At 58.0% G+C, this 25,976-nt stretch carries 23 protein-coding genes and 2 pseudogenes; 13 read left to right on the top strand and 12 right to left on the bottom strand.

Annotation, left to right across the window (positions count from 1 at the left end; all coding sequences use genetic code 11):
* A pseudogene (locus CK227_RS29610) lies at nucleotides 1-132 on the top strand (IS481 family transposase); the annotation flags it as partial.
* 106 nt (nucleotides 133-238) lie between these two features.
* Here CK227_RS29610 and CK227_RS29605 read toward each other — a convergent pair.
* From CK227_RS29605 to CK227_RS29550, 12 genes and pseudogenes are all read right to left on the bottom strand, one after another.
* Nucleotides 239-2,110, bottom strand: coding sequence for an acyltransferase family protein (locus tag CK227_RS29605; protein WP_063169260.1), 1,872 nt, complete (start codon nucleotides 2,108-2,110; stop codon nucleotides 239-241).
* An 83-nt stretch (nucleotides 2,111-2,193) separates the two neighbouring features.
* Nucleotides 2,194-2,754, bottom strand: coding sequence for a CpaD family pilus assembly lipoprotein (locus tag CK227_RS29600; protein WP_063169261.1), 561 nt, complete (start codon nucleotides 2,752-2,754; stop codon nucleotides 2,194-2,196).
* A gap of 12 nt (nucleotides 2,755-2,766) precedes the next feature.
* A complete protein-coding gene (locus CK227_RS29595) occupies nucleotides 2,767-4,188 on the bottom strand; it encodes a type II and III secretion system protein family protein (protein WP_063170365.1) in 1,422 nt (473 codons plus the stop codon).
* A gap of 71 nt (nucleotides 4,189-4,259) precedes the next feature.
* On the bottom strand, nucleotides 4,260-4,946 hold the full coding sequence (locus CK227_RS29590; RefSeq protein WP_063169262.1) for a response regulator transcription factor: 687 nt from the start codon (nucleotides 4,944-4,946) through the stop codon (nucleotides 4,260-4,262).
* Nucleotides 4,947-5,751: 805 nt separating this feature from the next.
* Nucleotides 5,752-5,920: pseudogene (locus tag CK227_RS37550) on the bottom strand (transposase); the annotation flags it as partial.
* 714 nt (nucleotides 5,921-6,634) lie between these two features.
* A complete protein-coding gene (tdh, locus tag CK227_RS29580) occupies nucleotides 6,635-7,669 on the bottom strand; it encodes an L-threonine 3-dehydrogenase (protein ID WP_063169264.1) in 1,035 nt (344 codons plus the stop codon).
* Nucleotides 7,670-7,734: 65 nt separating this feature from the next.
* A complete protein-coding gene (locus CK227_RS29575) occupies nucleotides 7,735-8,748 on the bottom strand; it encodes an adenosine kinase (RefSeq protein ID WP_063170366.1) in 1,014 nt (337 codons plus the stop codon).
* A 100-nt stretch (nucleotides 8,749-8,848) separates the two neighbouring features.
* On the bottom strand, nucleotides 8,849-10,024 hold the full coding sequence (gene metK / locus CK227_RS29570; protein WP_063169265.1) for a methionine adenosyltransferase: 1,176 nt from the start codon (nucleotides 10,022-10,024) through the stop codon (nucleotides 8,849-8,851).
* A gap of 57 nt (nucleotides 10,025-10,081) precedes the next feature.
* Nucleotides 10,082-11,419, bottom strand: coding sequence for a serine hydroxymethyltransferase (gene glyA, locus CK227_RS29565; RefSeq protein ID WP_063169266.1), 1,338 nt, complete (start codon nucleotides 11,417-11,419; stop codon nucleotides 10,082-10,084).
* Between the two features lie 37 nt (nucleotides 11,420-11,456).
* Nucleotides 11,457-11,801 (bottom strand): helix-turn-helix domain-containing protein, encoded by a 345-nt coding sequence (locus tag CK227_RS29560; protein WP_082826567.1) that lies wholly within the window; start codon nucleotides 11,799-11,801, stop codon nucleotides 11,457-11,459.
* 1,056 nt (nucleotides 11,802-12,857) lie between these two features.
* A complete protein-coding gene (locus CK227_RS29555) occupies nucleotides 12,858-14,792 on the bottom strand; it encodes an HrpF/NolX family T3SS translocon protein (RefSeq protein ID WP_024505366.1) in 1,935 nt (644 codons plus the stop codon).
* Nucleotides 14,793-15,093: 301 nt separating this feature from the next.
* Nucleotides 15,094-15,792, bottom strand: a complete 699-nt coding sequence (locus CK227_RS29550; protein ID WP_024505367.1) for a secretin N-terminal domain-containing protein — start codon at nucleotides 15,790-15,792, stop codon at nucleotides 15,094-15,096.
* A 187-nt stretch (nucleotides 15,793-15,979) separates the two neighbouring features.
* Between CK227_RS29550 and CK227_RS29545 the strand changes: the two genes are divergently transcribed.
* The 12 genes from CK227_RS29545 (at nucleotide 15,980) to CK227_RS29490 (ending at nucleotide 25,530) form a co-directional block, all read left to right on the top strand.
* On the top strand, nucleotides 15,980-16,489 hold the full coding sequence (locus tag CK227_RS29545) for a nodulation protein NolB (protein WP_024505368.1): 510 nt from the start codon (nucleotides 15,980-15,982) through the stop codon (nucleotides 16,487-16,489).
* Between the two features lie 9 nt (nucleotides 16,490-16,498).
* Complete coding sequence (gene sctJ, locus CK227_RS29540) at nucleotides 16,499-17,362, top strand: type III secretion inner membrane ring lipoprotein SctJ (RefSeq protein ID WP_024505369.1); 864 nt, start codon at nucleotides 16,499-16,501, stop codon at nucleotides 17,360-17,362.
* A complete protein-coding gene (locus CK227_RS29535) occupies nucleotides 17,355-17,993 on the top strand; it encodes a nodulation protein NolU (RefSeq protein ID WP_306462320.1) in 639 nt (212 codons plus the stop codon). Before sctJ ends, CK227_RS29535 begins: the two co-directional genes overlap by 8 nt.
* Nucleotides 17,990-18,613, top strand: a complete 624-nt coding sequence (gene sctL / locus CK227_RS29530; RefSeq protein WP_024505371.1) for a type III secretion system stator protein SctL — start codon at nucleotides 17,990-17,992, stop codon at nucleotides 18,611-18,613. Before CK227_RS29535 ends, sctL begins: the two co-directional genes overlap by 4 nt.
* Nucleotides 18,610-19,968 (top strand): type III secretion system ATPase SctN, encoded by a 1,359-nt coding sequence (gene sctN / locus CK227_RS29525; RefSeq protein WP_063169268.1) that lies wholly within the window; start codon nucleotides 18,610-18,612, stop codon nucleotides 19,966-19,968. Before sctL ends, sctN begins: the two co-directional genes overlap by 4 nt.
* Nucleotides 19,944-20,456 carry a hypothetical protein gene (locus tag CK227_RS29520; protein WP_063169269.1) on the top strand — a complete coding sequence of 171 codons (513 nt, stop codon included), beginning with the start codon at nucleotides 19,944-19,946 and terminating at the stop codon, nucleotides 20,454-20,456. Before sctN ends, CK227_RS29520 begins: the two co-directional genes overlap by 25 nt.
* Before the next feature lie 89 nt (nucleotides 20,457-20,545).
* Nucleotides 20,546-21,574: a type III secretion system cytoplasmic ring protein SctQ gene (gene sctQ / locus CK227_RS29515; RefSeq protein ID WP_095769044.1), complete on the top strand. Its 1,029-nt coding sequence runs from the start codon at nucleotides 20,546-20,548 to the stop codon at nucleotides 21,572-21,574.
* Nucleotides 21,567-22,232, top strand: a complete 666-nt coding sequence (sctR, locus tag CK227_RS29510) for a type III secretion system export apparatus subunit SctR (protein WP_029354851.1) — start codon at nucleotides 21,567-21,569, stop codon at nucleotides 22,230-22,232. The genes sctQ and sctR overlap by 8 nt, the downstream gene beginning before the upstream one ends.
* A gap of 2 nt (nucleotides 22,233-22,234) precedes the next feature.
* On the top strand, nucleotides 22,235-22,510 hold the full coding sequence (locus CK227_RS29505) for an EscS/YscS/HrcS family type III secretion system export apparatus protein (RefSeq protein WP_024505375.1): 276 nt from the start codon (nucleotides 22,235-22,237) through the stop codon (nucleotides 22,508-22,510).
* A gap of 8 nt (nucleotides 22,511-22,518) precedes the next feature.
* The gene (gene sctT, locus CK227_RS29500; protein WP_063169270.1) at nucleotides 22,519-23,337 is read left to right on the top strand and encodes a type III secretion system export apparatus subunit SctT; all 819 of its coding nucleotides are present in this window, start codon (nucleotides 22,519-22,521) and stop codon (nucleotides 23,335-23,337) included.
* Nucleotides 23,334-24,371, top strand: coding sequence for an EscU/YscU/HrcU family type III secretion system export apparatus switch protein (locus CK227_RS29495; RefSeq protein WP_024505377.1), 1,038 nt, complete (start codon nucleotides 23,334-23,336; stop codon nucleotides 24,369-24,371). Before sctT ends, CK227_RS29495 begins: the two co-directional genes overlap by 4 nt.
* 355 nt (nucleotides 24,372-24,726) lie before the next feature.
* The gene (locus tag CK227_RS29490; RefSeq protein WP_024505378.1) at nucleotides 24,727-25,530 is read left to right on the top strand and encodes a hypothetical protein; all 804 of its coding nucleotides are present in this window, start codon (nucleotides 24,727-24,729) and stop codon (nucleotides 25,528-25,530) included.
* The last annotated feature ends 446 nt before the right edge of the window (nucleotides 25,531-25,976 follow it).

Below are 25,976 nucleotides of genomic sequence, written 5' to 3'. Positions count from 1 at the left end.
CATCGTGCCGCCGAACTGCCTGTCTGGCTGCACAGATACAATTGGCATCGTCCACATGGCAGCCTAAAGTCAAAAACGCCTATCAGTCGCCTCGCCCTGATCGAGGACAACCTGTTGAAGCTCCACACCTAGGTCACTATCGGGGGGCCTTAAACCTGAACAGCTCCATCGTCGCGGCTGCTGCGGAAGCAGGAGCTATCACTGGGACCCGTACTGGTGCTTGTCAGCCGCTGAGCCGCTACTTCGTCTTAGGAAGAGCATTGTCCTTGCCAAAAGCCGGCCAGTATTTCGAGATTGCCAGTGTGGCGCCGGCTGAAGAGAAATGACCATAGTCGAAATATAAAAACTCTCCTCTATCGAAATAGGCGCAGCGTCCTGCGCTGCACAGGAATTTCAGCGGATCGATGAATGTGGCGCCTTTGGTAAATGAGCGCACACGTTCGTTGACGTCGGGGTCCATCGCGATCGGCCAGGACGTATCGTCCAGATTTTGGCGCTTGGCGAAGAACGCAATTTTCCGGACGTCAGTTGGGAACTGCGGAGACTGGCCGATGACAAACACGCGCACGCCCAGGGCACGAAGCGTAGCGATTGTTTGCTGAAGACCGTCGAAACCTCTGACCTCATAGTCACTCCATCTACCGCTGAGGATAACCGTCTTGATGTCCGCTTCCAAGATGACGTCCAAGGCCTTGCGATTGAACCGGACACAATCAAGACGATCGTACGGGTAGTAATAGAGTATCGGCGCGCAGCTGGCGTACGTATATTCAACGATGTTCGCCTGCAATCGATTTATGTTAGCACCCAAGCCGGAAACATAGTGCGCGGCGAAGGAGTCGCCCCACAAAAAAACCGTTGTTGGAAAACCGCTGGTGCGCGTGCAATCCTCCATATTCCAGCTTTCGATCCGGCTGGTGCCCTCGTTGAAACAGATGCCATTCCTCCAGTCCCCGACGGAAATGCGCCGCTGGACATAGTCCGGAAACCGTTGCGGAAAGCCGTTGCCGAGCGCCCCCGCCGCTCCGCCGGCACAAAGGACAACGATCGCGAGCGCTGAAAAGGCGAAGATAGGCCCCGGGGAGGTGAAGGCCCTCTTCTGTCGAAACGGCTGCTCTACAAACTTCCAGGAGAATGCAGCCAATGCGAGGCTTGCCACCAACATCGCACCGGTCATCAACGGATCGAGTTTTTGGAACGAAAGATAGTGCGCGAACGCATTGAGAGGCCAGTGAACAAGATACAACGAATACGAGATGAGCCCAATCCAGACCAGCGGCCTGACTTCGAGCATGCGGGTGGCGACCGTCGAGGGGGTATTTTGGCCAACATAGATCAGAAGGGCCGTTCCGATGCATGGATACAAGGCGTTGTAGCCTGGGAACGGATCACTCGCCGAAATCGCGAAGAACCCGATGGCGAGAAGGCCAAATCCGGCCACCCCCACCGACTCCATCAGGAGTCGGTTGCCCAGCGGCGAGGGGCATTTGAGCATGAGCAGGGCGCCCAACATGAGTTCCCAGATTCGGGTCGGCAGCAGATAGAATCCGGCGGTGGGTGCCAGCGATGTCGCCATCACCGCCACTACGAAGCTGCAGAGAATTATCGGAAGAAGTGTCGTCAGCCAGCGCTTCCCGATGTAGCGATAGATTAGGAACATCAGGATTGGTGCGAAGATGTAGTACTGCTCCGCTACGGAAAGCGGCCAAGTGTGCAACAGTGGTAGAAGCGCGGCATCGATAGAGAAGTAACTTGACGTTTTCCAGAAGAAAACGTTCGACCAGAAGGTCGAGGTAGCTATGATGCTAAGACTGAATCCGCGCAGATCCGGTGGCAGAAGAATGAACAATGCCGCAATGCAGGTGAGAAGCATCACAAAGACGAGCGCCGGCAGAATGCGCCGGGCACGGCGCCAGTAGAAGTTGACGATGGAAAATTGGCCGCGTTCAAGGTCATCCAGGAGGCTTCCGCTGGTTAGGTAGCCGGAGATGACGAAGAAGATATCGACCCCGCTAAAGCCACCCGGGATCGCCGAAATTCCGAAATGAAAGAGTACGACCGGAAGTACAGCAACGGCCCTAAGGCCCTCGATATAGCGCCTATATTGCATCCAGCGGTTCCTTTTATTTTAGATCAGGACGCGATTGGAAGCTTTCAATCTCCGGTAGGAGTGCTGCCGAGATAAGGGCGGTATCAGCCACCTTTATCCGTCCCGAATGTTCTGTAAGTTGCAACTGGTACAGAAGCACGATCGCCATCGCCGGCCTTGACGGCCTGATTGTCGAGCAGATCGCGCGGATCGTTGACCATCACGGCCAGGTTATGTCCTGTCGAACAACCAAGCGGCTGTTTGAAGGATTCTTCATTGGGTAAGGCACCATATGAGGGACAGACCGGCGGACGGGCGTGATAGACAATCGCCTCAATTCGCACTGAGCCGGCGTCGTGTTGATCGCGCAATTGAATGTTGTCTTCTTCGATTGCCAACTGCCTGGCCTGATGGGCTACCCCTGCGCTGAGCTGGGGCGAACCGCTGATGAGGAGGTGGATGGCATCGAACCGGCCGCGACTGGCCTTGTCTAGGAAAACACGCAAACGCTGCCGTTCGGAAGCGCGCAGGCTTTGCAACGTCAGGACGGTGGTCTCCTCTCGGACAAGCATTGGTGCCGATGGTTCGACATCAACTGGCGTAGTGCTTGTGCAGCCACTTACGCTTGGTGCCAGAGCGACAAAGAGGATTATAAAACGCAACATCTTTGGATGACACTATTCGATGATGAAGCCGAGACCGCCCTGGGCGCTTGGCGCGCCCGCACGGATAGCAGCGCGGTCTCGCGGGGGACTTGTCACGGAATTCGTCGGAGCGCCCCCTCCGTTCAAAGCCGGTGCCGCCCGCTCGGTCGGTGCGCTCATCTGGTTTGGGTTGGAGCCTGGTCTTACAATGTAAGGCGTAACTAGAATGACCAGTTCTGACTCCTCTTTTTGAAACGAGGTCGAGCGAAAAAGCGGTCCCAGGATCGCCAGTTCTCCGAGCCAGGGAAAGGCCCTGACATCATTGTTGACGTTCCGCCTGATTAGACCGCCGATTGCGAAGCTCTGGCCGCTGGCGAGTTCGACGACCGTATCGGCTCGGCGCGTGGAAACTGCCGGCACGGAAATTCCGTTGATTTGCACGGCACCTTGCGTCGACAGTTCACTGACTTCGGGCGTTACGTGAATGTTGATTTGATTGTTGCTGAGAACTGTCGGCACAAATTCCAGACTGACGCCGAAGTGACGGAATTCAACCGATACCTGCCTGTTTTCCTGCAGGACAGGAATGGGAAATTCGCCGCCCGCGAGAAAGCTGGCCTTTTCACCCGACATAGCGGTGAGGTTCGGCTCAGCCAGGACGGAAGCTATATGCTCCTTGGCGAGCGCGTCGAGAACCGCGCTGACGTTGACGGCACCGTTGTCGAATCCGATTTCTGCTGTACCGCCACCCTGGGTTGAACCAGACCCAGCGCTTGCAGCGCTTCCGCTTAGAACGCCCACTTTGAAATTGCCGATTTGACCGAAGGCGGACAAGTTGACGCCGAGTGACTTCATGGCGCTGCGTGAGACTTCGGCTACGCGCACGCTGAGGTTAACTTGCAGGGATCCAGCGACCTTGATGTTGTTGACGACTTGCGCTCCGTCGCCCAGATATTGCTCAGTGACTCTTTTTGCGGTGTCGGCGACCTCTGCGTCGGGCGCCGTCCCGCTAAGGATTGCGCCGCGCGGCGTATAGTTGACGCGGATGGGATAGTCGCCGACCTGCTCCCGCAACATGGCGCGTAAATCCCCGATCGGTTGCGTGACAACGATACGCAATTCGGCGAGAGGCTCGCCATTGCCATCCAAGGCGAATAGGCTGGTCCGCCCCGATTTCTTGCCAAAGACGAAGATTGTTTTGCTCGATGGCGCCTGAAAATCCGCGATCGTGGGGTCAGCAACAAAGATGGTCGTGGCTGGCCCGGGCAGATGAACGGTCTCCCCGAGCGAAGAGGAAAGGGTCAGCGTGGCGTTGATGCTATTCGAAGCCGCATGCGGCGGGCCTTTGTCCTGCTTGTTTTGCGCCGCGACACCAAGTGGGAAAGTCACAATAAGCGCGCAGAGGAGATGGCCCAGGTAACGGGGCACTGCAGGTCTTGTAACCTTGTTGGCGATCGCCCGCCAATTGAGCGCAGCGCAAGGATGTTGAAGGATCAGCAAAATAGATCTTCTTTCGATTCGACAAACTATGCGGACGAGGCGTCAGTCAATTCTAGGATGTAACCAATGCCTCGGATGGTCTTGATCCGTGGCGTTGCACCTGATCTGGTCAGATGTCCCCGTAAACGATAAATTCCGACTTCAAGCGCGTTGGCAGACACGTCGTCGTTGAATGAATAGAGGTGATCTTCCAATTGCGCACGGGGCACGATGCGGCCTGCCCGGTTAAGCAGGTGCTCTAGAACACAGAGTTCGCGACGTGCGATCATCATTGGGTGCCCATCAACGAAAACCTGGCGGGCGACCGGATCAAAGTCGAGATTGCCAAATACGAGCCTCAGGTCGGTCATCTGTGTCGCCCGGCGCAGAATGGCTCTCATTCTGGCAATAAGCTCATCGGTAGAGATGGGTTTGAGCAGAAAGTCGTCCGCACCACCGTTGAAGATCGCAATTCGCTTATCGAGATCGTTAAGGCTGCTCATAATGACGGCAGGAACTGAATGCCCGTGGGTCCTCAACTGCCTCAGCCAACCCAAGCCATCGCCATCTGGCAGAGCCAATTCCAGCAGGAGAATTTCATAGCTGGCGCAAGAAAATGCACTCGAAGCCAGTTCCAGAGTACCAACGACATCAACGACGAAGCCGCCATCCCCGAGCGCAAGTCGCATGGCGCGCGCAAGATCCGCATGATGATCCACGAGCAGCGTTCGCATTTCATCTCCTCTCGAAGAGGGACGGCCCATCGAACGCGTCACCGGCGGCCATCTGATCGGAGCACACGGCGCGCAACTCGTCGCAGCTCTCGGAACTGGTCCGAGTCGGAGGGACATGCAAGTCGCTCGGTGGCAATAGGCGCGGGTGAGGACCAACTGACGGGCTCAAATACGCCGGTCGGCGAACCCACGAGGCCAGCAACCCGCGTGCGATTTCTCGTTGCATCATCTCTCCTACGTGCAGCCCCTGCGCTCGCAAGGCAGCGTCGCGGCTCAGAGCCCGATTCCCACAGAGGGTAGGGTTAGCTTTCGAGAAACTGATTGAACAAATCGATTATTTGGATCGAATGCATCCACGGTATGGATGCAGCGCACCATCTTCAACGACTGCGGCGTCCTGATGCACTGTTGTGTCTGTCGTGCTCTGCTTTTTTCGCTGTCCTTCAAGGCTGGCGAGCCTGGTGGAACCTGCGCGTCATTGGCTTGGTAGCTTGAATGCTCAACAACGGAGCGCCCTGCGCAAAGCCGCTCTCATTTCCAAAAAGCCTTGCAATCTGGTTGGAGCACTTCGCGCTCGACACCAAAATAGGCGAGGAAAACTGACGTCTGACAGGGATGTACATGCAACAGCCGATTTGCGGCACCAGCAAACGACCGCGTTCAGGCTGAAGATCGACGACCAACGGCTCCTCGATTTCCGCACTTTTACAAGCTCTTCCTGTGCGGGCGGATGCCGGCAAACAGCAGCACAGGGTCAGCGAAACCGGGAGCGGGCCTGCTTGATCGCCATGATCACATTGCCGCTGTCGCGCGTGCGGAGCGGAATGCAATCGGTCCAGCCGGCGGCAATCCGGTCAGCACCATCGTCTGCACGAAGCTCCCTGACGAAGACGTGCCCGAATGCGCTCAACAAAGCCGGGCGGCGGATCTTTCCAATCGCCGAAGGTGCGGGCTGGCACCGAGCGGCGAACTGCGAACTCATTCCTGCCCGGCGGCGCTGGCCGCCGCGAGCGTCGATGCGGACCCAGCCGCTCCGAATCCTCCCACAACACGATGAGCGCGTCGCGGACATCGCTGCCGTAACAGCGGCTGCGGCTCTTGCCCGCAGACGGCCTCTGCTCACGACGGTTCATAAGACGGATCGCGCGCTTGCGAATAATAGCCGGTTACCGCCTCGAACTCATCCAGAATGCGCCGCTTGTCAACGCCGCAATAAAGCTCCACGATCGCCGCTTCACCGTGTCGCCATGCTGAGCCGCGCCATCCTTCCCCCGAACCGGAATGGCACGACCTGTCCATCCCCTTTGGAACAGGACACTATTGGTAACATTTTGCTTGAGGCAATGCGGCTCGTTGCCTTCCTTTTCGCTGACCGGAAGGGTACCGGAAGTCGTCTATCGCATCTTACCCGCTGAAAGCGGCAACACCTCGACCTCAATCGCAGATCATAGGAAATAGACGATCGCGTCGGGGCCTCAGCATCGGTTCACCGGGTTTCCGTCATCGACTGAAGCGAATTGCCCCATCGACCGTCACCGGGTGGGCCGCGATACGTCGCCGTATATGATTAGCGAGCGCACGTAGCGGAGCCATAGCTCTCCACCCAGCCATGTTCCCCTAGTTGGAAAATGTCCGGCGGACCAGAGGTGCTGTCGTCAGCTTTTCCTGAATAGCGGCCAAGGCAATCCCTACCAGTCCATCACCACCTTGCCGGAACTGCCGCTCTTCATCGCATCGAAACCGATCTGAAAATCGTCGATGCCGATGCGGTGGGTGATCAGGCCGGAGACATCCAGCGGACCCTGCACAAGCGCGATCATCTTGTACCAGGTTTCGAACATCTCGCGGCCGTAGATGCCTTTGAGATGCAGCATCTTGAAGATGACCTTGTTCCAGTCGATCTCGAAGCCGGTCGGCGCGATGCCCAGAATGGCGATCTTGCCGCCATTGTTCATGGTGTCGATCATGTCGCGGAAAGCGGGGGCGGCGCCTGACATTTCGAGGCCGACGTCGAACCCCTCGGTCATGCCGAGCACCGGCATGACGTCGCGCAGCTTCTCCTTCGAGGCGTCGACGACATGCTGGACGCCGAGTTTCTTGGCTAGCGCCAGCCGCACCGGGTTGATGTCAGTGATGACCACTTTGCGCGCGCCGACGCATTGGGCGACGAGCGCGCCCATGATGCCGATCGGCCCGGCGCCAGTCACCAGCACGTCCTCGCCGACCAGATCGAAGGACAATGCGGTGTGGACGGCATTGCCCAAGGGATCGAAGATCGCGGCAATCTCATCGGGCACATCGTCGGGGATCGGCACGACATTGTGCTGCGGGATCGCCAGATACTCGCCGAAGGCGCCTGGACGGTTGACGCCGACGCCGAGCGTGTTGCGGCACAGATGCCCTCGCCCGGCGCGACAGTTGCGGCAATGGCCGCAGACGATGTGGCCTTCGCCCGATACACGCTGGCCGACCTTGTATTCGGTGACCGCTGCGCCGAAATCGGCAACGGTGCCGACGAATTCATGGCCCGTCACCATCGGCACCGGCACCGTCTTCTGCGCCCACTGGTCCCAATTGTAGATGTGCACGTCGGTGCCGCAGATCGCCGTCTTCTTGATCTTGATCAGCACGTCGTTGGGGCCGATTTCCGGCACCGGCACCTCTTCCATCCAGATGCCCGGTTCGGCCTTGGCCTTCACAAGCGCCTTCATCATGTTCGACATCAGGATTTCCCTATTCCGTGATTGCGCTTCTGGCGAGATAGCCTGCACAACGGGAAGGTAGGCCACTAACTCGTTTGAACGTCCGGAATGGTCAGCCCCGCCTGCTCAGCCTCGCGGCGCAAATTCTGACGGGGCCTGGGGCCGATCTGCTGGATCACCAATCCGGCTGCCAGTGAGCCAAGGTCGCCGCAAGTCTGCAGGTCGCGGCCTTGCGTGTAGCCATGCAGGAAGCCGGCGGCATAGAGATCGCCGGCGCCCGTCGTGTCGACCAGTTCCTTGATGGCGGTCGCCTTGATCACCACGGTCTCGTCGCCGCGCACGATCACCGAGCCTTTTTCCGAGCGGGTGACGGCGGCGATCCGGCAATCCTTGCGGATCTGGGCCAGCGCCTCGTCGAACGACGATGTCTGGTAGAGCGACTTGATCTCGTGGCTGTTGGCAAAGACGATGTCGACCGTGCCCGAGCGCACCAGGTCGAGGAATTCGTCGCGGTAGCGGTCGACGCAGAACGAATCCGACAGCGTCATCGACACTTCTCGGCCTGCCGCGTGCGCCAGCTTCGCCGTCTGGCGGATTGCCTCCTTGGCGCGCGGCGGGTCCCACAGATAGCCTTCGAAATAGGTGACCTTGGCGCCGGACGCCTTGTCGGCTTCGACATCCTCAGGGCCAAGCTCGACGCAGGCGCCGAGATAGGTGTTCATCGAGCGCTCGCCGTCGGGCGTGACGAAGATCATCGAGCGCGCCGTCGGCGGCTCACCCTTGAGCGGCGTGGTGCCGAAGGCGACGCCCTGCGCATGGATGTCGTGGGCGTAGATTTCGCCCAGCGCATCGTTGGAGACCTTGCCGAAGAAGGCCGCGCGGCCGCCAAAGCTGGCGACGCCGGCCGCCGTGTTGCCGGCGCTGCCGCCGGACGCTTCGATCGCCGGGCCCATGCGGCTGTAGAGCAGTTCGGCGCGTTGTGTGTCGATGAGGTTCATCGCGCCCTTGATGATGCCGTTGGTCTCGAGGAATTCCTCGTCGCACTGGGCGATGATGTCGACAATGGCATTGCCGATGCAAAGCACGTCATAATCCGGCATCAAAATCTCCGCCAAAACCCGAGCCGGCTTCTTGCCACGCCGGCCGGGCGTGGTCTCGCGAGTTGAAATGGGTTGCCGCATGCGCTTGATCCAGCCGCCCTCACGCAGCTGCCGGTCCGGCTTCACGCAGCAAATCGTCAGCTTTGTCCGTCTTCTCCCAAGTGAACTCAGGCTCTTCACGCCCGAAGTGTCCGTATGTCGCCGTCTTGCGGTATATCGGCCGTAAGAGATCAAGCATCTTGATGATGCCTTTCGGTCGGAGATTGAAAACCTCGAGAACAAGGCGCTCGATCCTTTTTTCCTCGATCCTTGCGGTTCCGAAGGTATTGACCATGACAGAAACCGGACTGGCCACGCCGATCGCGTAGGCAAGCTGAACCTCGCAGACCTCCGCAAGGCCGCTGGCAACGATGTTCTTCGCGACATACCGGGCGGCATAGGCCGCCGAGCGGTCAACCTTGGATGGGTCCTTGCCCGAAAAGGCACCGCCGCCGTGACGCCCGGTCCCACCGTAGGAATCGACGATGATCTTCCGTCCTGTGAGGCCGCAGTCGCCGGCAGGCCCACCGACCACGAACCGCCCTGTTGGGTTGACCAGAAATCTGATCCCCGAAGTATCCAGGTGGGCCGGCAGGACCGGTTTTATGATCTCCTCAATGACGCCTTCGCGGACCGTGGCTTGTGAGACCGCTTCGTCATGCTGCGTTGACAGGACTATGGTATCCAGCGCCACCGGGCGGAGCCCTTCGTAGCGTACCGACACTTGAGATTTCACGTCCGGACGCAGCCAGCCAAGCTGTCCCGCTTTCCGGACCTCGGCCTGTCTTTTCGTCAAATGGTGAGCGAGTTGGATCGGCAGGGGCATCAATGTATCCGTCTCGTTGCATGCGAATCCAAACATGATGCCCTGATCCCCTGCCCCTTGCCCGAGATCCTGCCCTCGTCCTTCATCAACGCCCTGGCTTATGTCGGGCGACTGCTCGGTGAGGGCCAGAACGACGGCGCAACGTCGACCATCAAAGCCAATCGCATCATCGTCGTAGCCAATATCGAGTATCGTATCGCGGGCGACTTGGCTGTAATCGATGTGGGCATGGCTGGTGATCTCGCCAGCCACAACGACCATCCCCGTCTTCACCAACACTTCACAGGCGACGCGCGCCTTCGGATCGGTGCGCAGGACCGCATCGAGAATGGCATCGGAGATGTTGTCTGCCATCTTATCGGGGTGTCCCGCGCCGACGGATTCGGAAGAGAACACGAACTGCCTGGTCATAAAAATGCCCTCGCTTCAAGTGCTGGAGTTAGTGAGGAGTTTCTGGATTGGGGTGGCTTATCGGTCGGGGATGCCGGGAACATCGAACGCAGTGCAGAAGTCGGCAACGTCTCTTCGTACGCTCGCATGAACTTCCTGGTCATCGGGCTGGCGGCAGACCGAGTCGATGAAAGCGGCGATCTGCACCATCTCCGTTTCGCGCATGCCCATGGACGTCACCGCTGGTGTCCCTAAGCGGATGCCGCTTGTCAGCGCCGGATGCCGCCGGTCGCCCGGGACCATATTGAAATTCGCAATGATGCCTGCACGCGATAAGCGCTCCGCATAGGCTTTGCCTGACAGCGACCGGTCCCGAAGATCAAGGATCAGCATGTGATTGTCAGTGCCCCCGGTGACGAGTTCATAACCTCGCTCCAGAAGTGCCTGGGCCAGAGCCTTGGCGTTGTGGACGATCTGCTGACCGTAGACACGAAAGGACGAGTTCGCTGCTTCCTGCAAAGCGACGGCAAGCGCGGCGATAGTATTCATATGCGGTCCGCCTTGCAGAAGAGGGAACACGGCGCGGTCTATACGTTTGGCCAGATTGTGTTTGCTCTTCGGATGATGGAGGGGCTGATAACGGTCTTCATTCCTTGATAAAATGAAGCCACCCCGGGGACCGCGGATCGACTTGTGAGAGGTGCTGGTGACCACATCGCAATGGGACACGGGGTTCGGATGCACTCCTGCGACAACCAGGCCGCAGATGTGGGCGATGTCAGCCACCAGATACGAGTTCACCTCCGAAGCAATTTCGGCCATTGCCGCGTAGTCAAAAATACGCGGATAAGCAGTTCCGCCGACCCAAATTAGCTTCGGGCGTTCCCGCTTGGCGGTCTCGCGCAAGTGGTCATAGTCAATTTGCTGTGTCTTTTCGTGCAGCCTGTACGGGACGCGCTGATAATCGCTGCCGGAAAAATTGACGGACCAACCGTGAGTCAGATGGCCGCCTTCGGGTAAAGGCAAGCCCATGACTTTGTCACGGGGGCTCAAAAGCGCGCGATAGACAGCCTGGTTGGCTGGCGAGCCTGAATAAGGCTGGACGTTGGCATGTTCACTGCCAAATAGCGCTTTCAGGCGCTCGATCGCGAGGGTCTCAAGCTCATCGACGATCTCGTTTCCGGCGTAGTAGCGCGCACCGGGGTATCCCTCGGCATACTTGTTGGTGAAAATCGACCCGGTCGCTTCCAACACCGCCGAGGAGGCAAAGTTCTCGGAGGCGATCAGTTTGAGAGTTGTCCGCTCCTGACGCTCCTGTCTTAGAAGCAGTTCGTGAACGCGGGAGTCGACGGCGGCTAAGTGAGGCCGCCCGTAAGTGTCGGGCTGCGCGATGGCGCCGCCGGCGGAGTTATCCATGGTAGTCGCGCTCCATTTGGACTGATCTATTTCACGATCAAGCAGGCGGTCCCTTCAACCGCGCGTCTTGTATTGCTTCCAGGCGTTGTAGGTCTCTTTTATGATGGCCATCATCGTGGGGCAGGAGATCGACCACCAATTGAGCCAGCTCGCCATCCTTGCCTCCTGCTTGCATATGGTACGAAGACTGCGGACGTTGTTCGTTGCAGCAAAGAAAGTTGGCTCTGACCAGCCGCCGAACGTGGCGTCGAACCTGCTCGCGAGGCAGACCGGTAATATCGGCCAGCTCGCCGACGGTTAGATCCGCATGCGCGCAAAGGCCCAGGATTCGAAGGCGATCAAGATGCGCTGCCGTCCTTAGGCGATTTACCAGTGTCAACATTGGTTAGCATCAACCCGGACGGGATGCAGCAAGCCGCTAGCCCTTCTATCCCCATCAATCCGCATGAGACCTCTCTCGTCATTTGCTGTAAATCCGCTGGTATGGATGCTAATGGAAGATAGATCACAGTCCTTTCTACGACTAAGACGCCAGATATTGGGGCTAATGTACCACCTGACAGGAGACTACACTCACGAACATTATGTGAATTTTTTTTAACGTTGCTGAGAATCAAGGGGGAGGTTTGGCGAATGTCTCGCCGTCGACTGTCGAATCCTGCCCGACGGGATTATAGGGTGCGTAGCCTGCTTGTCCTTTCCACATGACCAGCGACGATGGGGCGAAGGCGGCAGACATAGCTCTGGAGCATGCTGCGGTATCTTTGGCCTGAAGCCGAGGAAGGCGGACCGTGGCTTCCGCGCCGCTGCCGGGAGCCCGCGAACAGGCCAAGTGGATCAGCCGGGTGTTGCCGTCATAGAGCGTGAGACCCAAAGCTGGCCAGCCGCGCCCTGAGGCTGACGCACCGCTCAGCGTCCACCTTGCTCTCGAAGCCCATCGGCATAGCGCCGATAACGACTTGACCGCGTGCGTGTCGACGAGCGATCGGTGAGCGCAAGGATCGAGGGTGCAGTGCAGGATAATGCTGTTTTAAATCAGCGCTGTTTTCAGCCGACTGCCTTGAGCGTGGCACGAGGATATAGGCCCAAGGCAGGAGATCATCGTCTGCTGTTCGGGAGGCCGCCCTGGGCGCGCGACAGCCGTTCCTTCGGCTGCGCCGCTCCGCCACCATCCGCGCCGTGCCTTCCGGAGACCATTCCCGCTACCGGCCGGCGCCCGTGAAAACCTCGACCCGGCGCACCGGCTCGAGATGGCTGGGCTCAGCGTAACTCTGAAGTCGTCATATACCGAAGTCTTCACAGACTTCGGACATCCCCCTCACAGTCCGATCCAGATGGCGTCAGGAACACCGCTTGCGTTGATGCGGATGAACCCCTGCTTGTGCCACAATGACCCTTATGTCAGCGCGCGAGCCAAAGCTTCCGCGCAAGGCGACGGCTAGGATAAGGCAATGCCGACGAAGGGCACATTGCTTGCCACACTCTGGAATGATGGCATGCTCGGAAGGCCTAGGCTTTGCTCAGGGCCGCCTGCAAGGCGCGCTTTGAGGTTATTCACATAGCCTTCTGCGTAGTCCTGCGCCGTCGAGACCGAAAGATCAATGCCTGCCGCCAAGGCCTCTTCCATCAGGTGCTTTACGAGCCCATTTCGAATGGCCAGCTTGACCTCGGGGCCTGCGATAAGGCCGATCGCCTGCGCGGCCATATTGAGGCCAGCTTCCTCCAGCGCTCGCTTCATATCGCCTCCGTTAATGGCCGTACGCAGGAGATTGGCTGCTTGCGACTCAGCCTCGAGAACCATCGAGGCAAGATCGGCTACTTGTCCGAGGCCCGGAATGAAGCTGAGCAGTCCCACCGCCGTTGCCGCCAAGTCGAGCACTTTCGTCTCGATTTTGAGCACGGAGTCGACGACGTGCATGACGGCCCCGCCGTTCTTTTTGGCTGACTTAATGTCAGGCTGGTCCATCAGGCCCATCTTCATGTCCGCGACGGCATTCTGCTCTTCTGCGGTTTGGGCGCCGTGGGTGATTGGCTGCTGAACGTTGCGGTTCGCAGACGACATGTTTGTGCAAAAATGGGCAAAGTCTTTTTTGCTGATATTGCCGGAATCAACCGTATGCCCGCCGCCAAAGTCGAAGAATTTATGATGGGTCTTATAGCCCGTGATCGAATTGTTCAGGAGGCCAAACAAAAGAGGATCTGAAAGGAGCTGAGAGGCTGCTTCCCGCACTTTCGGATCAAGGCTCTTGTCGTCTTTCATTTTCGCCAGTTTGTCGCGAGTCAGAACACCGCTTCCAAAGAACGTGTCCTGATGGTCCTTGATCATCTCGACCGTATTCAGCTCAGTTTGCGTGAGGCTCATCGACGATGAGGCGACTTGCAGGAAATCCTCTTTGTGCATCTTCCCTTTCGAGCCACCGCACAACTGGTTCCAAGCATCGGGGTGATCGAGGAAATATTGCGCCGCCGCAATGACCTGGGGCGGAAATTTGCCGTTTTTCGATTCGCCGCCGACCATTTTCTTGAACTCATCCAGACTCAGGTCCTTGGACAGATTTTCGGAGTACCGGTAAAACTCCCGCAAGGCATCGCTCAAGGTCATGACCGAAGGCTGCAAACCTCCGCTGCCGTCGGATGGTATGTAGTTCTGCTCGTAGCTTCGCGCTTGGGCTTCCTGAAATGCAGCAACTTGTGGGTGGTGGTTTGAAAATCCGGCCAAGTCCTTGGCGTTGATCTTGCCTCCACAGCGGCCGTCGCCCTGCGAGCCAATCGCATAAAAAAGTCCCGAATCCTGCTGCAGTCCCTGGATCGCCGCTTTCAGATCCGGTGGCGTAGAGGGATCATTGGCTTTGTCGGTCAACGACTTCCAAGTAAGCGGGCATTGGTCCTTGTGACGGTTGAGTACCGCAACAATCTGCAACTCAGCCGTGGTCAGCGACCCACCGTTCCACGTGATTCCGGGGCTCGGCCTGGGAGCCGGCTCGATCTTCGGAGTGACGCCGAGCAGATGTTGGGCTTCAGTCGCCTTGGAGCGTTGCGATTGGTCCTCCTTGAGAGCCGCCCTCATATTTGGCGGCAGCAGATCCAGTGGGTGTTGCTCCAAGCCATTCAATGTCAAGACATCCGGTGCCAGATGGCCCAAAGGGTCCTGCCGCAATTTATCCATTGTCGAATCAAGATTCGACGCTGGCAGATCCCCTTGCGCGAAAGAGCCGGGCTTGTCTGCCAGCACACAAGTGGACAGCATCGCTTCGAAGCACGATGCACTTTGCTGATGCTGGGTCGCAAAATGGGAAACTTTCAGGCCCGGCCAACCCCTTGCGGACTGTAGCGAATTTGAGCGGTAGAAAGTTGAAAGATTACTGGCCGACATTATGCATCCTCAGACGTGACGTTGAAATCCCCACAAGAGACCCCGACAGAAGATCCCTTGCGTTTCACAAAATTCGACAATTCCAAGCGTCGGCAGGTCACGAATGCGCCTGCCCTGCCTTCAATTGCTGTGTTCCGGGCCGGCTCCAAGGTTCGGTCCAACACAATGGCCGGAGTCACCGCGAGAGCTGCCGGGACTCATCATGAGCGGATTAGCTTTCGAGAAACTGACGAGTTTGCGAAGAGTTCACAAAGGGGTAGCCGCAGTCATGTTCTTCAGAGCTGCGGGAAATCCTCAATGTTCATTTCTTGCCCAGCTCAGGCTTCCCGCCAACGCTATCCTGTTGTGGGATGTCAGAAGAATAAGAAGCATCCGGTCGTCCGTCGCGAACGACCGTAGTGGAGGAGCCGCGAAACAAGATCAGCACTGATTCCTTTGGCGTTGCCGCTATGTGAGTCTGCGCCTGCGCCTGCGCCACCAAGCCGTTAAAGGTCTGCTCCACGAGTGCGACGAAGCGCGGTGGACCGGAAACGAAGACGAGGCCATTGCCTGGCACGGGTTTGACCACATAGCGCTCGTCGGAGATATCAAGCTTGTCGAGAGCCCCCTTGAACGCATCGAAGCGAATCGACGTCATCAAAAGCATTCGAGTTTGCGATTCTTGTGCAGCAGACACATAGAGCACAAGGCCGTCATAGTACCATTGTAGACCGTAAAGGTTCGTCAAGCGGTCGAGGAACGCGCGCGGTGGCAAATCAGGCATACGTCCGCGAATTCGCCCCTTCACCGCAGGACTGATGTTGACCCTGATATTCAGGTTGTTGCCGAATTCCTGCAACGCTGCAGCGAGCTCCTGATCCAGAACCGTGTATCTATAGGGTGTCGCCGGAAGGGACAGCGGGACTGCATGCGCCGGGTGAATCCCGGTGGACAGAAAAAACCCGGCACAAAGAAGTCTCAAAACATGCAGGGTGACGGGTTGGATAAGCGTTCTCGGCATGTCGCACTGATAAACCAAACGCTGAAATCATCACAAGTGACTAAATTGCCGAAGAGATTTTAGATTGTCGAAATGACGCCGCCGTTAGTCAGCTTGTTGTCAGCTTGCCCCCCTAGGAGTGTTGCGCCGACACCGGGTGATGAATGGGCGGGGCTCGCCCGGTCAGAGAGAGCAACCGAGTCCTTACATGATGATGCCTGTCACGTCGATCTCTGCCACTCTAACGGCTGGCCTCCCCAGGGTCGGATCACCGTCGATTGTCGAGCAGGCCCAGTTTGAGCGCGCCTTAGGGCATGCAGCCGACTCGCTGAAAAACGATGCCGCCGCGGGGCCAGCGAGTGCGGCGCCAGTTGCTGCGGCGATGGATGTTCAGCGCGCGGCTGCGCCGACGAGCGGCATGGGCGATCGCGTGTTGCAGACGATTTCCTCCCTATATCCACACAACACTGTTTCCTTCCCCGCGCTCGACCATGACATAGCCCTTTCGAAGGGCGCTCTACCGGGACCGGCGCAGAAGCTTCCCGTTCCAGGTGAGGCGGGAACCGGAATCTCGGGCATTCCCCAACAAGGGCAAGACTTCGAAACGATGATGGCTGGTCTTCGGGATGTTTACAACGGCGTCACCCAGGTGGCGCTTATCTCCAAAGGCGTCAGCGGCGTCACATCATCCGTGAATAAACTTTTGAAGGAAGGCTGAACCGCGCGCATGATTGGCTTGGCCGAGGGCGAAATCATGCGTGGCCTGTCAGGGTGGCGGTCGGTTAGACTTGTCATGCTGCCAGTTCTCGTCGCCCTCACTGCTTGCAAAGCCGACCTCTACACGCAATTGCAAGAGCGTGAGGCAAATGAAATGCTCGCACTTCTTGAAGACAACGGGGTCGCCGCGATCCGGGTGGTCGCCAAGGATGGAACCAGCACGATCCAGGTTGACGAAAAGCTGCTCGCCTTCTCAATCAACCTTCTGAACGCCAAGGGGCTGCCGCGCCAATCCTTCAAGAACCTCGGTGAGATATTCCAAGGATCAGGCCTGATTGCCTCGCCGACCGAAGAGCGTGCCCGTTACGTGTATGCCCTGAGCGAAGAGTTGTCGCGGACGATCAGCGATATCGATGGCGTTTTTTCTGTACGTGTTCACGTCGTGCTGCCGCATAACGACCTTGTGCGAGCCGGTGCCACGCCATCCTCGGCCTCGGTGTTTATCAGGCACGACGCAAAAACAAATGTCGCGGCTCTGCTGCCAAAGATAAAGATGCTTGTAGCCGACAGCATCGAAGGCCTGTCCTACGATAAGGTGGAAGTGGTTTTGGTGCCGGTAGAACGTTCCGCACACGAGCAACGGCCCGATCCGACTGCTGTTTTGCCACAAGCATCACTACCTCTTCCTGCGCCACTTCTGGCGACCGTAACAGGTTTTGCCGCAGCCGTATTCGCCGTGGCCTGTTATCTCTTGATCGGCGTTGTTACGCGTCGGCGCAAGCAATCAACCGGCGTTTCCAAGGTCGAGGGGCGCCGGGATGCTTCTGCTGTCGAGGCCATTCGCAAAAGAATGCCTGCAATTGGACGTGGGTGACATCTCATTGCCAATGCCTATACAGACCGCCCGACCTGATGGTCCGCACTTTCCGGGCGCGAGCGAGCTTGCGGCTTCGGCCCATCCAACCCGTCTTGCGGCGCGTCTTGATCCAGCGTTATCGGCCGAAACGTTAGTGAAGTTGCAGAAGTGTTCCAGACTGCATCCAAGGCTGGCAGAATTGCTGGGCAACGATGACGTGGATCTGAACCACATCGGCTGCAGGCCGGACCTTCTACGCGGGCATGATCCATATCGAGCGACCCTTCTTGCTGGTAGTATCTGGCATGCCCGTTCGCTGGTCGCGTTTGTCTCTCAGCCTGAGCTTGCCATCCTTGTTAAACGCATCGGCGTGGATGCACACGCATTCGGAATCCGACACCTGCTGCATGCTGTTGACAAAAGACTGATCTCGGACCCAGAAAAACTCGCTCAGCAAATCGAATACGATGGACACGCATGTCTTGGAGCTTGGCTCCAGGACAGTTCAGCGACCGAGCGTAACCGCGTGCTTCTTCGATTGCCCGAGGGGACTGCCGCGGAGACTCCAGCACATGAGCATTGGACCGCCGCCGGCCAATTGCTTTCACTTGTAGTAGCTCATTTTGAGACAGAGACCCCGGTGAAATGACAGTCGAACTTTCCGAGGGGCCAATAGCGCCGCAGATGCGTCCAGTCGGACCACTGATACCCGCGAGCGAGCTCGAAACCTGGCACAGCGCCGCGCAAGCCCTTGCCGCGGCAGAACGGCATCGGCAGCGCGTTCGAAACTGGGCACGCGCGGTTTACCAGCGGGCGTGGGCGCGCGGCCACATGGAGGGCTCGAATGCAGGCACCGAGGAGATGGCAGGGTTGATTGCGGAGACAATCTCCGAAATCGCGCGACGAAAGGCGGCTCTGGAGCAGGAATTGCCGCAGCTCGTGATGGAAATATTGAGCGATCTTATCGGCGCTTTCGATCCGGGCGAGCTATTGGTGAGGGCTGTTCGTCACGCCATAGAGTGTCAATACAGCGGCGCCGACGTTTGCCTTCATGTTTCTCCCATGCAAGTCGACATGCTTGCACGAGAGTTTGCTCGATGCGACGGCCAGGATGGTCGACCAAGGGTGCGGATCGAGCCCGACCCGACATTGTCGCCGCAACGCTGCGTGCTGTGGAGCGAGTACGGCAATGTTGACCTTGGACTTGACGCCCAGATGCGCGCGCTGCGCCTTGGTTTCGGGACGCTCTGTGAGAAAGGCGAGCTATGAGAAAGCCCGTCCCAGAACATAACGCTGACGCCCACACTCGAGCTCTCGTTCCAGCAATCTCGTCTTTGAGGGCTGCGGCCAAGCGAATTGACACGCGTGCGGTGCGCGGTCGGATCACGCGGGCTATCGGCACACTGGTTCATGCCGTCTTGCCAGACACTCGTATTGGGGAACTTTGCCTCCTAGAGGACCCGCGAACCGGGCTGTCGCTCGAGGCCGAGGTGATCGGCCTGTCGGGTGATGGTGTATTGCTGACACCGATCGGGGACTTGGTGGGCCTATCCAGCCGCGCAGAGGTCGTGGCCACTGGCCGAATGCGTGAGGTGCCCGTCGGCGGCGATTTGCTCGGTCGCGTGATCGACAGTCGTTGCCGCCCATTGGACGGCAAAGGCGAAATCAAGACCGTCGAAACTCGGCCCCTGCATGGCAGAGCCCCCAATCCGATGACGAGGCGCATGATTGAGCGGCCATTCCCGCTTGGGGTCCGTGTCCTCGATGGTCTGCTGACGTGCGGCGAGGGCCAGCGGATCGGGATTTATGGCGAGCCAGGTGGTGGCAAGTCGACGCTGTTGTCACAGATCGTAAAGGGTGCCGCCGCTGACGTCGTCATAGTGGCGCTCATAGGCGAACGTGGACGGGAAGTTCGTGAATTCATCGAAAGGAATCTTGGTGAAGAGGGCCTTCTCCGTACGGTCGTCGTGGTTGAAACATCCGACCGCTCGGCGGTAGAGCGTGCGCAATGCGCTCCAATGGCGACTGCGCTCGCGGAATATTTCCGCGATCAAGGCCTACGCGTTGCTCTCATGCTGGATTCGCTGACGCGCTTCTGCCGCGCTATGCGCGAAATAGGCCTTGCTGCGGGTGAGCCGCCGACGCGACGGGGCTTTCCTCCTTCCGTTTTTGGCATGCTGCCAGGCCTGCTCGAGCGCGCCGGCATGGGTGAGCGGGGCTCAATCACGGCCTTCTATACGGTGCTTGTAGAGGGTGATGGCACGGGTGATCCAATCGCCGAGGAATCGCGTGGTATTCTCGATGGCCATGTCATCCTCTCACGCGCTATTGCGGCGCGATCGCATTTCCCCGCTATTGATGTGCTGCAGAGTCGCAGCCGCGTCATGGATGCAGTCGTTTCGGGGACACATCGCAAGGCAGCATCCATTTTCCGCGAGCTCCTGTCGCGCTATGCCGAGACCGAGTTCTTGATCAATGTTGGCGAATACAAGCCAGGTGGAGATCCCCTGACTGACCGGGCTGTCGCGTCAATCGACGAACTGAGGGAGTTTCTGCGCCAGAGCGAAGATGACGCGTCAGATTTCGAGGAGACGGTCGCATGGATGTCGCGTCTGACCGCGTAAACTGGATTCAGTCTTCGAGTATACGGCTTCTGAAGGAAATGCAAGAGCGTCGTGCCCTTGGCGAGCTGTCCAAGAAGGAAGCCCAGCGCGATGTGGCCGCCTCAGCCGTACAAAATGCCTCTAGGGAGCTTGCAATGATACAGCAACATTGTTCAAGAAAAGAAGCAGCGCTCTATCAGCATCTGATGTCACTCGACAACTTGTCTAGCGCAGCGCTCGACCGTCACCGCCTTCACACTGAACAACTTGCCGCTGAGATCAATTCCAGACGGCAGATGCTTGATGATACCCAAATCGCTCAAGAGGAGGCTGAGATGGCGGCGTCCAGGACGAGGGAGCTATGGGTCATATGTTCGGCGGCAAGGGACAAATGGCAACAAATCGAGGACGACGTGCGGCGCGCCGTCGAGACTCATTCGGAGGCCGCAGCCGAGATCGAGGCCGACGATGAGATACTGCTGAAATATGCGAGGGGGTCGCTTGCCTAAATGCCGCGCAACCGGATCCGACGGTCGCAAGAGGTCGTCCGAATGACACGACCGTGCAGTCTTTGATAGGCGCTGCGGTCACACCCGCCATGTTCGAACCAGTTCTGAAACTGTCCCACACGGTTGTCTCGTGGCTCAATGATACAGCAGCGCCGCGCACGCCGTTTCAAAGCCGGATCAACGAGGTGCCGCTATCGGTGCGAACGGCAGGGCTTGTCTGGCAGCAGGAACCTGCTGCCATTCCGATGCTTGACTGCGTCTGGAGAGTGGGAGCCGAAACGGTCATCTTGTCACTGTCGCGCCCGCTCGTAGAGGAGTTCATCACGACAGTGCAGAACGGCTTGGCCTTCCCTTCCGAGCCAACTGCTTCGCTAATTCTCGAACTCGCTCTGGAGCCGCTTGTCACTCGACTGGAGGAGACGACGCGTCTGAACGTGCAACTCGTGCGGGTATGCGAAGCCACGATGCTGGCTCCTCATCTTGAACTCGACATCATTTTCGGCGCGGTCAAGGGCAAGGGCCGTCTATTCCTGTTCACGCCACTTGACGGCTTAGTACCGCCTGCGTTTCGCGCGCTAGGCGAACTGCTTGCCCAGTTGCCGCGGCAGCTGGGCGGGCTGCCTCCAGAGCTCCCGCTCATTGTTGCAGGAGAGGTCGGCACGCTTCGCCTTCCTGCGGCGCTTCTTCGAAGCGCATGTGTCGGTGATGCATTGTTGCCCGATATTGCGCCGTTCGGCCGCGGCCAGATCACCCTAGCTGTCGGCCAGTTGTGCGCCGAGGCGGATCTTGACGGCGATGAATTAATCTTGCGGGGGCCTTTCCGCCCGCGACCGTGTCCTTTGGAGAGTGCGCATATGACACAACCCGGATCGCAACTGGAGCTTACTAAGGATCTCGACGATGTCGAGATCGTGCTTGTCTTTGAATGCGGCCGCTGGCCTATTTCTCTTGGGGAATTAAGAAGTGCCGGCGAAGGGCATATTTTTGAACTTGGATGGCCGATCGACGGCCCGGTCGACATAGTGGCCAATGGTCAGCGTATCGGGCGTGGCGACATTGTCCGCATCGGAGAAGAGCTGGGCATCAGGCTCCGTGGCGGGTTTGCATGCAATGAGTGAAGCTCAGCCGACAATCCTGGCGCTTCTTGCGGTTACCGCCGGACTCGGTCTGCTGGTTTTAGCAGTTGCCACGACAACGGCCTTTGTAAAGGTATCAATTGTTCTTTTCCTCGTCCGCAATGCGCTCGGGACCCAGACCATACCACCCAATGTGGTGCTGTACGCCGCGGCGATGATCCTCACTATGTTCGTTAGTGCGCCCGTTGCTGAGCAGACCTATGACCGCATGTCGGATCCCAAGCTCCACTATCAGACATTCGACGACTGGGTAAGCGCCGCTAAAGCCGGAAGTGAGCCCTTGCGCGAGCATCTCAAGAAATTCACAAATGAAGAGCAGCGGCGATTTTTCCTATCTTCGACAGAAAAGGTCTGGCCAGAGGAAATGCACGCTGCAGCCACGCCTGATGACTTTGCAATACTTGTACCATCTTTCTTGCTATCAGAATTGAAGCGCGGATTTGAGATAGGATTTCTACTTTATCTGCCTTTTATTGTTATAGATCTGATAGTGACAACTATCTTGATGGCAATGGGTATGTCGATGGTCTCACCAACTGTTATATCTGTTCCGTTCAAGATCTTCTTGTTTGTTGCCATTGATGGTTGGTCAAAATTGATGCATGGGCTTGTGCTGAGTTATACGTTACCGGGAGGCTGATCATCACTGAATCCAGCATCATTACTCTTATGAGCCAATCACTGGTGGTTTTCATGATCTGGATTCTACCGCCGCTCATTGCATCAGTGGTTGTCGGCCTCGTCATCGGCATCCTCCAGGCGGCGACGCAGATCCAGGATGAAAGCTTGCCGCTCACCGTGAAGCTTCTGGTCGTTGTCGCGGTGATTGGGCTGTTTGCTCCTGTGCTAAGCGCCCCGCTCATAGAGCTAGCCGATCAGATCTTCACCGAGTTTCCCGCAATGACACTTAGCTACTAGTCCGCCCCATGGACGCGCCATCGGCCGATATTCAAATTCTGATCCAGACGGCTTTCGAACTCGTCGTTGCGGCAGGTCTTGGGGCAGCCCGCGCGATGGGCATCATGCTGATCTTTCCCGTATTCACACGCTCGCAGATCAGTGGGCTGATCCGGGGCTGTTTGGCTGTTGGCTTCGCACTACCATGCCTGGCACACGTCAGCGGCGGATTGCCGGCGCTGGATCCTGATACGCGCCTGATCCAGCTAACCCTGCTCGGATTCAAGGAAGTTTTTGTCGGTGTACTCCTTGGCACTTTTCTTGGCATTCCGCTTTGGGGCCTTCAGGCTGCCGGGGAGCTTATCGACAACCAACGCGGCATCAGCAGCCCGACCGCTTCGGCCGATCCCGCGACGAACAGTCAGGCTTCCGCGATGGGCGTTTTTCTGGGGATCACTGCGATTGCCATATTCGTCGGATCAGGAGGCCTGGAAACTTTGATCAGTGTCCTGTACCGCAGCTACTTGATCTGGCCGGTGTATCAGTTTCACCCGACACTGAGCGGGCCAGGAGCAATGGAGTTGTTGGGGCTTCTCGACAGCATAATGCGCACGGCATTATTGGTTTCGGGGCCTGTCGTGTTCTTCCTGATACTGATTGATATATCGATGATGCTGCTGCGTCGCTTTGCCCCGCAATTTAAGGCGAGCCAACTGTCTCCGGCAATCAAGAACATTGTCTTTCCAGTTCTCATGGTCACCTACGCTGCCTATCTGGTGGAGAGCATGAAACTGGAGGTCACACGTGCCAACGGCGTGCTGGAGTGGTTCGACAAATTGCTGCCATGAGCGACACAAGTGAAGAGAAGACACACGCCGCCAGCCCGAAGAAGTTAAGTGAAGCGCGCAAAAAAGGACAGCTGCCACGTAGCTCCGATTTCGTCCGCGCGGTCGGGACTTGCGCTGGGCTCGGCTACCTTTGGCTAAGAGGCAGCGTGATCGAGGACAAATGCCGGGAAGCGCTCCTATTAGCCACCAAGTTGCAGAGCCTACCTTTCGATACCGCGGTGCCGCAGGCATTGGTTGTGCTCGTCCAACTCACAGTCGCGGCTGTTGGCCCGCTGCTTGGAACCCTTGTCGCCGCGGTGATTTTGGCCAGCCTGCTAGCCAATGGTGGATTTGTCTTCTCTCTGGAGCCGATGAAGCTCAGCTTTAAGAAAATTGACCCCTTTGAAGGGCTGAAGCGCTTGGGGTCTGCTCGTTCCATGGTCGAAGTCTGCAAGACCATGTTCAAGGTATTGGTTCTCAGCGCAACCTTTTCCATTGTCCTTCTCGGGATGTGGAAGACAATGGTCCCTCTGCCGATCTGCGGCATGGGCTGTGTTGGCCTCATCTTTATGGAGACAAAATTGCTGATGGGAATTGGCGCCGGCGCACTGCTGGTCGGCGGACTGATCGATCTTCTGCTCCAGCGCGCGTTGTATCTGCGCGAAATGCGCATGACCAATACCGAAGTGACGCGCGAGTCGAAGGATCAGCAAGGAGCGCCAGAGTTGAAAGGTGAACAGCGTCGCATCCGCGAGGAGGCGGCCGACGAGCCTGCGCTTGGCGTGCATCGCGCCACGCTGGTCTTAACAGGAAGGGCGGTCCTGATCGGTCTGCGTTACGTTCGCGGTGAAACCGGGGTGCCGTTCTTAGTTTGCCGTGCCGAAGGTGAGCGCGTTTCACATGTGTTGAGCGAGGCGCGGGCACTACGCCTGACGATCGTCCATGACCATGTCTTAGCGCGTCAGCTGATAGGCACTACAAAACTCGGCCACGCGGTTCCTATGCAATATTTCCAGCCTGTCGCGAAAGCATTCTTTGCCGCAGGCTTGGCCTAGTCATGGAAGTCCACGACTGCCCAGTTCAAAACTGACCTGGCTCCATGCTAGTGGCAAATGTCGGCTGGCCATCCGTGCCCCAGTGTCTCTGTCAGGCCAACCGCGCAACCGCGGGCCTGGGGCAATCACTCCCCTCGGATCTGCCACCCAGCAACTACGGCAAGTCCTCCGGGCATGACCTTGCAGCCTCTGCTGGCCGGTGCGTGGCGCAGTCCGAGGTTTTGAGGCCGGCAGTGCGGATTTGATTGGTGCAGCCGTTGGAATGCCCTCGTCAGCTAGTCGTCAACTAAGCGCCCTATGTTGAACAGCCGTGCTAACTTGAGCTCGGTTGCGAAACATAGGAGTACGAATCGTCATGTATGGTCGAATTGGTGGCTCATCCGATAGTTACCGCGCGCATAATGCCGGCGAGCAATCGGATGCAGGAAGCGAAGGGTTCGCGGACACATTTGCCCGAATGCACTTATCCGGATCGGAAGGTAGCGGCGCCTCATCATCGGCGGCTCCCCAAGCATACTCCCTCAATTCCCGACCTCCTGTGGTGGAGATCAACAGGACTTCCTTCAGGAGACAGGTGAGGCAATTTCATGGTGATGAAATCACGCACATCGCCGACAATCCTCAAGAGTATTCGGAGTTCGTATCGTCACGAGCCAGGCGCACCGCGGACGTTGCTCAGCAATATGGCATCCGTCGAGATACGGAGCACGCGCGATATTTCAGTTACCAATTGGGAGACCGGAGTGCCGGACTGCTGAGAATGGAAGGCGGATTCAGCATGAACGAGTTCGAATCGGAAAGTTGGCGGGAACAATTTCCTGGTCGAACTGAGGTCACTTCCATAGTGGATCTTCAAGTCGCCCATCCGCTCGTCGAAAATGCGGGCGATATTCTGCTGGAGCATCAACTTCGGATAGACGGCGACCGACCGTTGCTGAATTGGCGTGCGGCTAATCCGGAAGCACAAGCGCGCGCGCAGACGATGGGGTTTGTTGAAGTGGATCATGGCGACCTGGTGCTTGACCCTACGCAGCATCCCGACAAATGGACGAAGAACAGTGCCGGTGAGTGGCAGCGTGCAGGCAAACCTCCACTCTATCTCCACAAAACCGAGGATAGCGACAGCAGCGATAGCGGGTCCGACGACGATTTCATGTGATTTGTCGACCCGCCGCCGAGCCTTGCAACTGGTGACGGTTGCAAGGCTGTTGGCAGTGAATGCTAATTGTCCGGCGACAGCCCCGCCTTAGCGCCAGCGCCGCCGAGCAATCCAGCCCATCTCCCAGACAATAAACTGCGGATGCGCATCGTGGGTGCTTGCGAGCGGATTGTATTCGGGCCGGAACTCCGCCTCTTGGAACCGAGCTCTCCCGAATCCAATTTTCTCCACCACACCGTTGGGTCGTTGCGATGCGCCGATCCCGATCGGATCGGCTATGCCTGCTCCGCGCTCGCAGGAAGACCTTCCGCCTCGATCTTGGCGGCGCGATCTCGGCGATAAGTTGGATGGGAGGCAAGATACGCCGCCACGTCAACAGCCGGTAACGCGACATCGCAAATCGGCCCTGACGGTAGCCGATCGACTCCAATCGCCGGACCGCAACT

Origin of the sequence: Mesorhizobium sp. WSM4308, from assembly GCF_002294905.1 — a bacterium.
Lineage (GTDB): Bacteria > Pseudomonadota > Alphaproteobacteria > Rhizobiales > Rhizobiaceae > Mesorhizobium.
The sequence above is the reverse complement of the archived record's forward strand: the minus strand, read 5'-3'. Positions and strand labels throughout refer to the sequence as shown.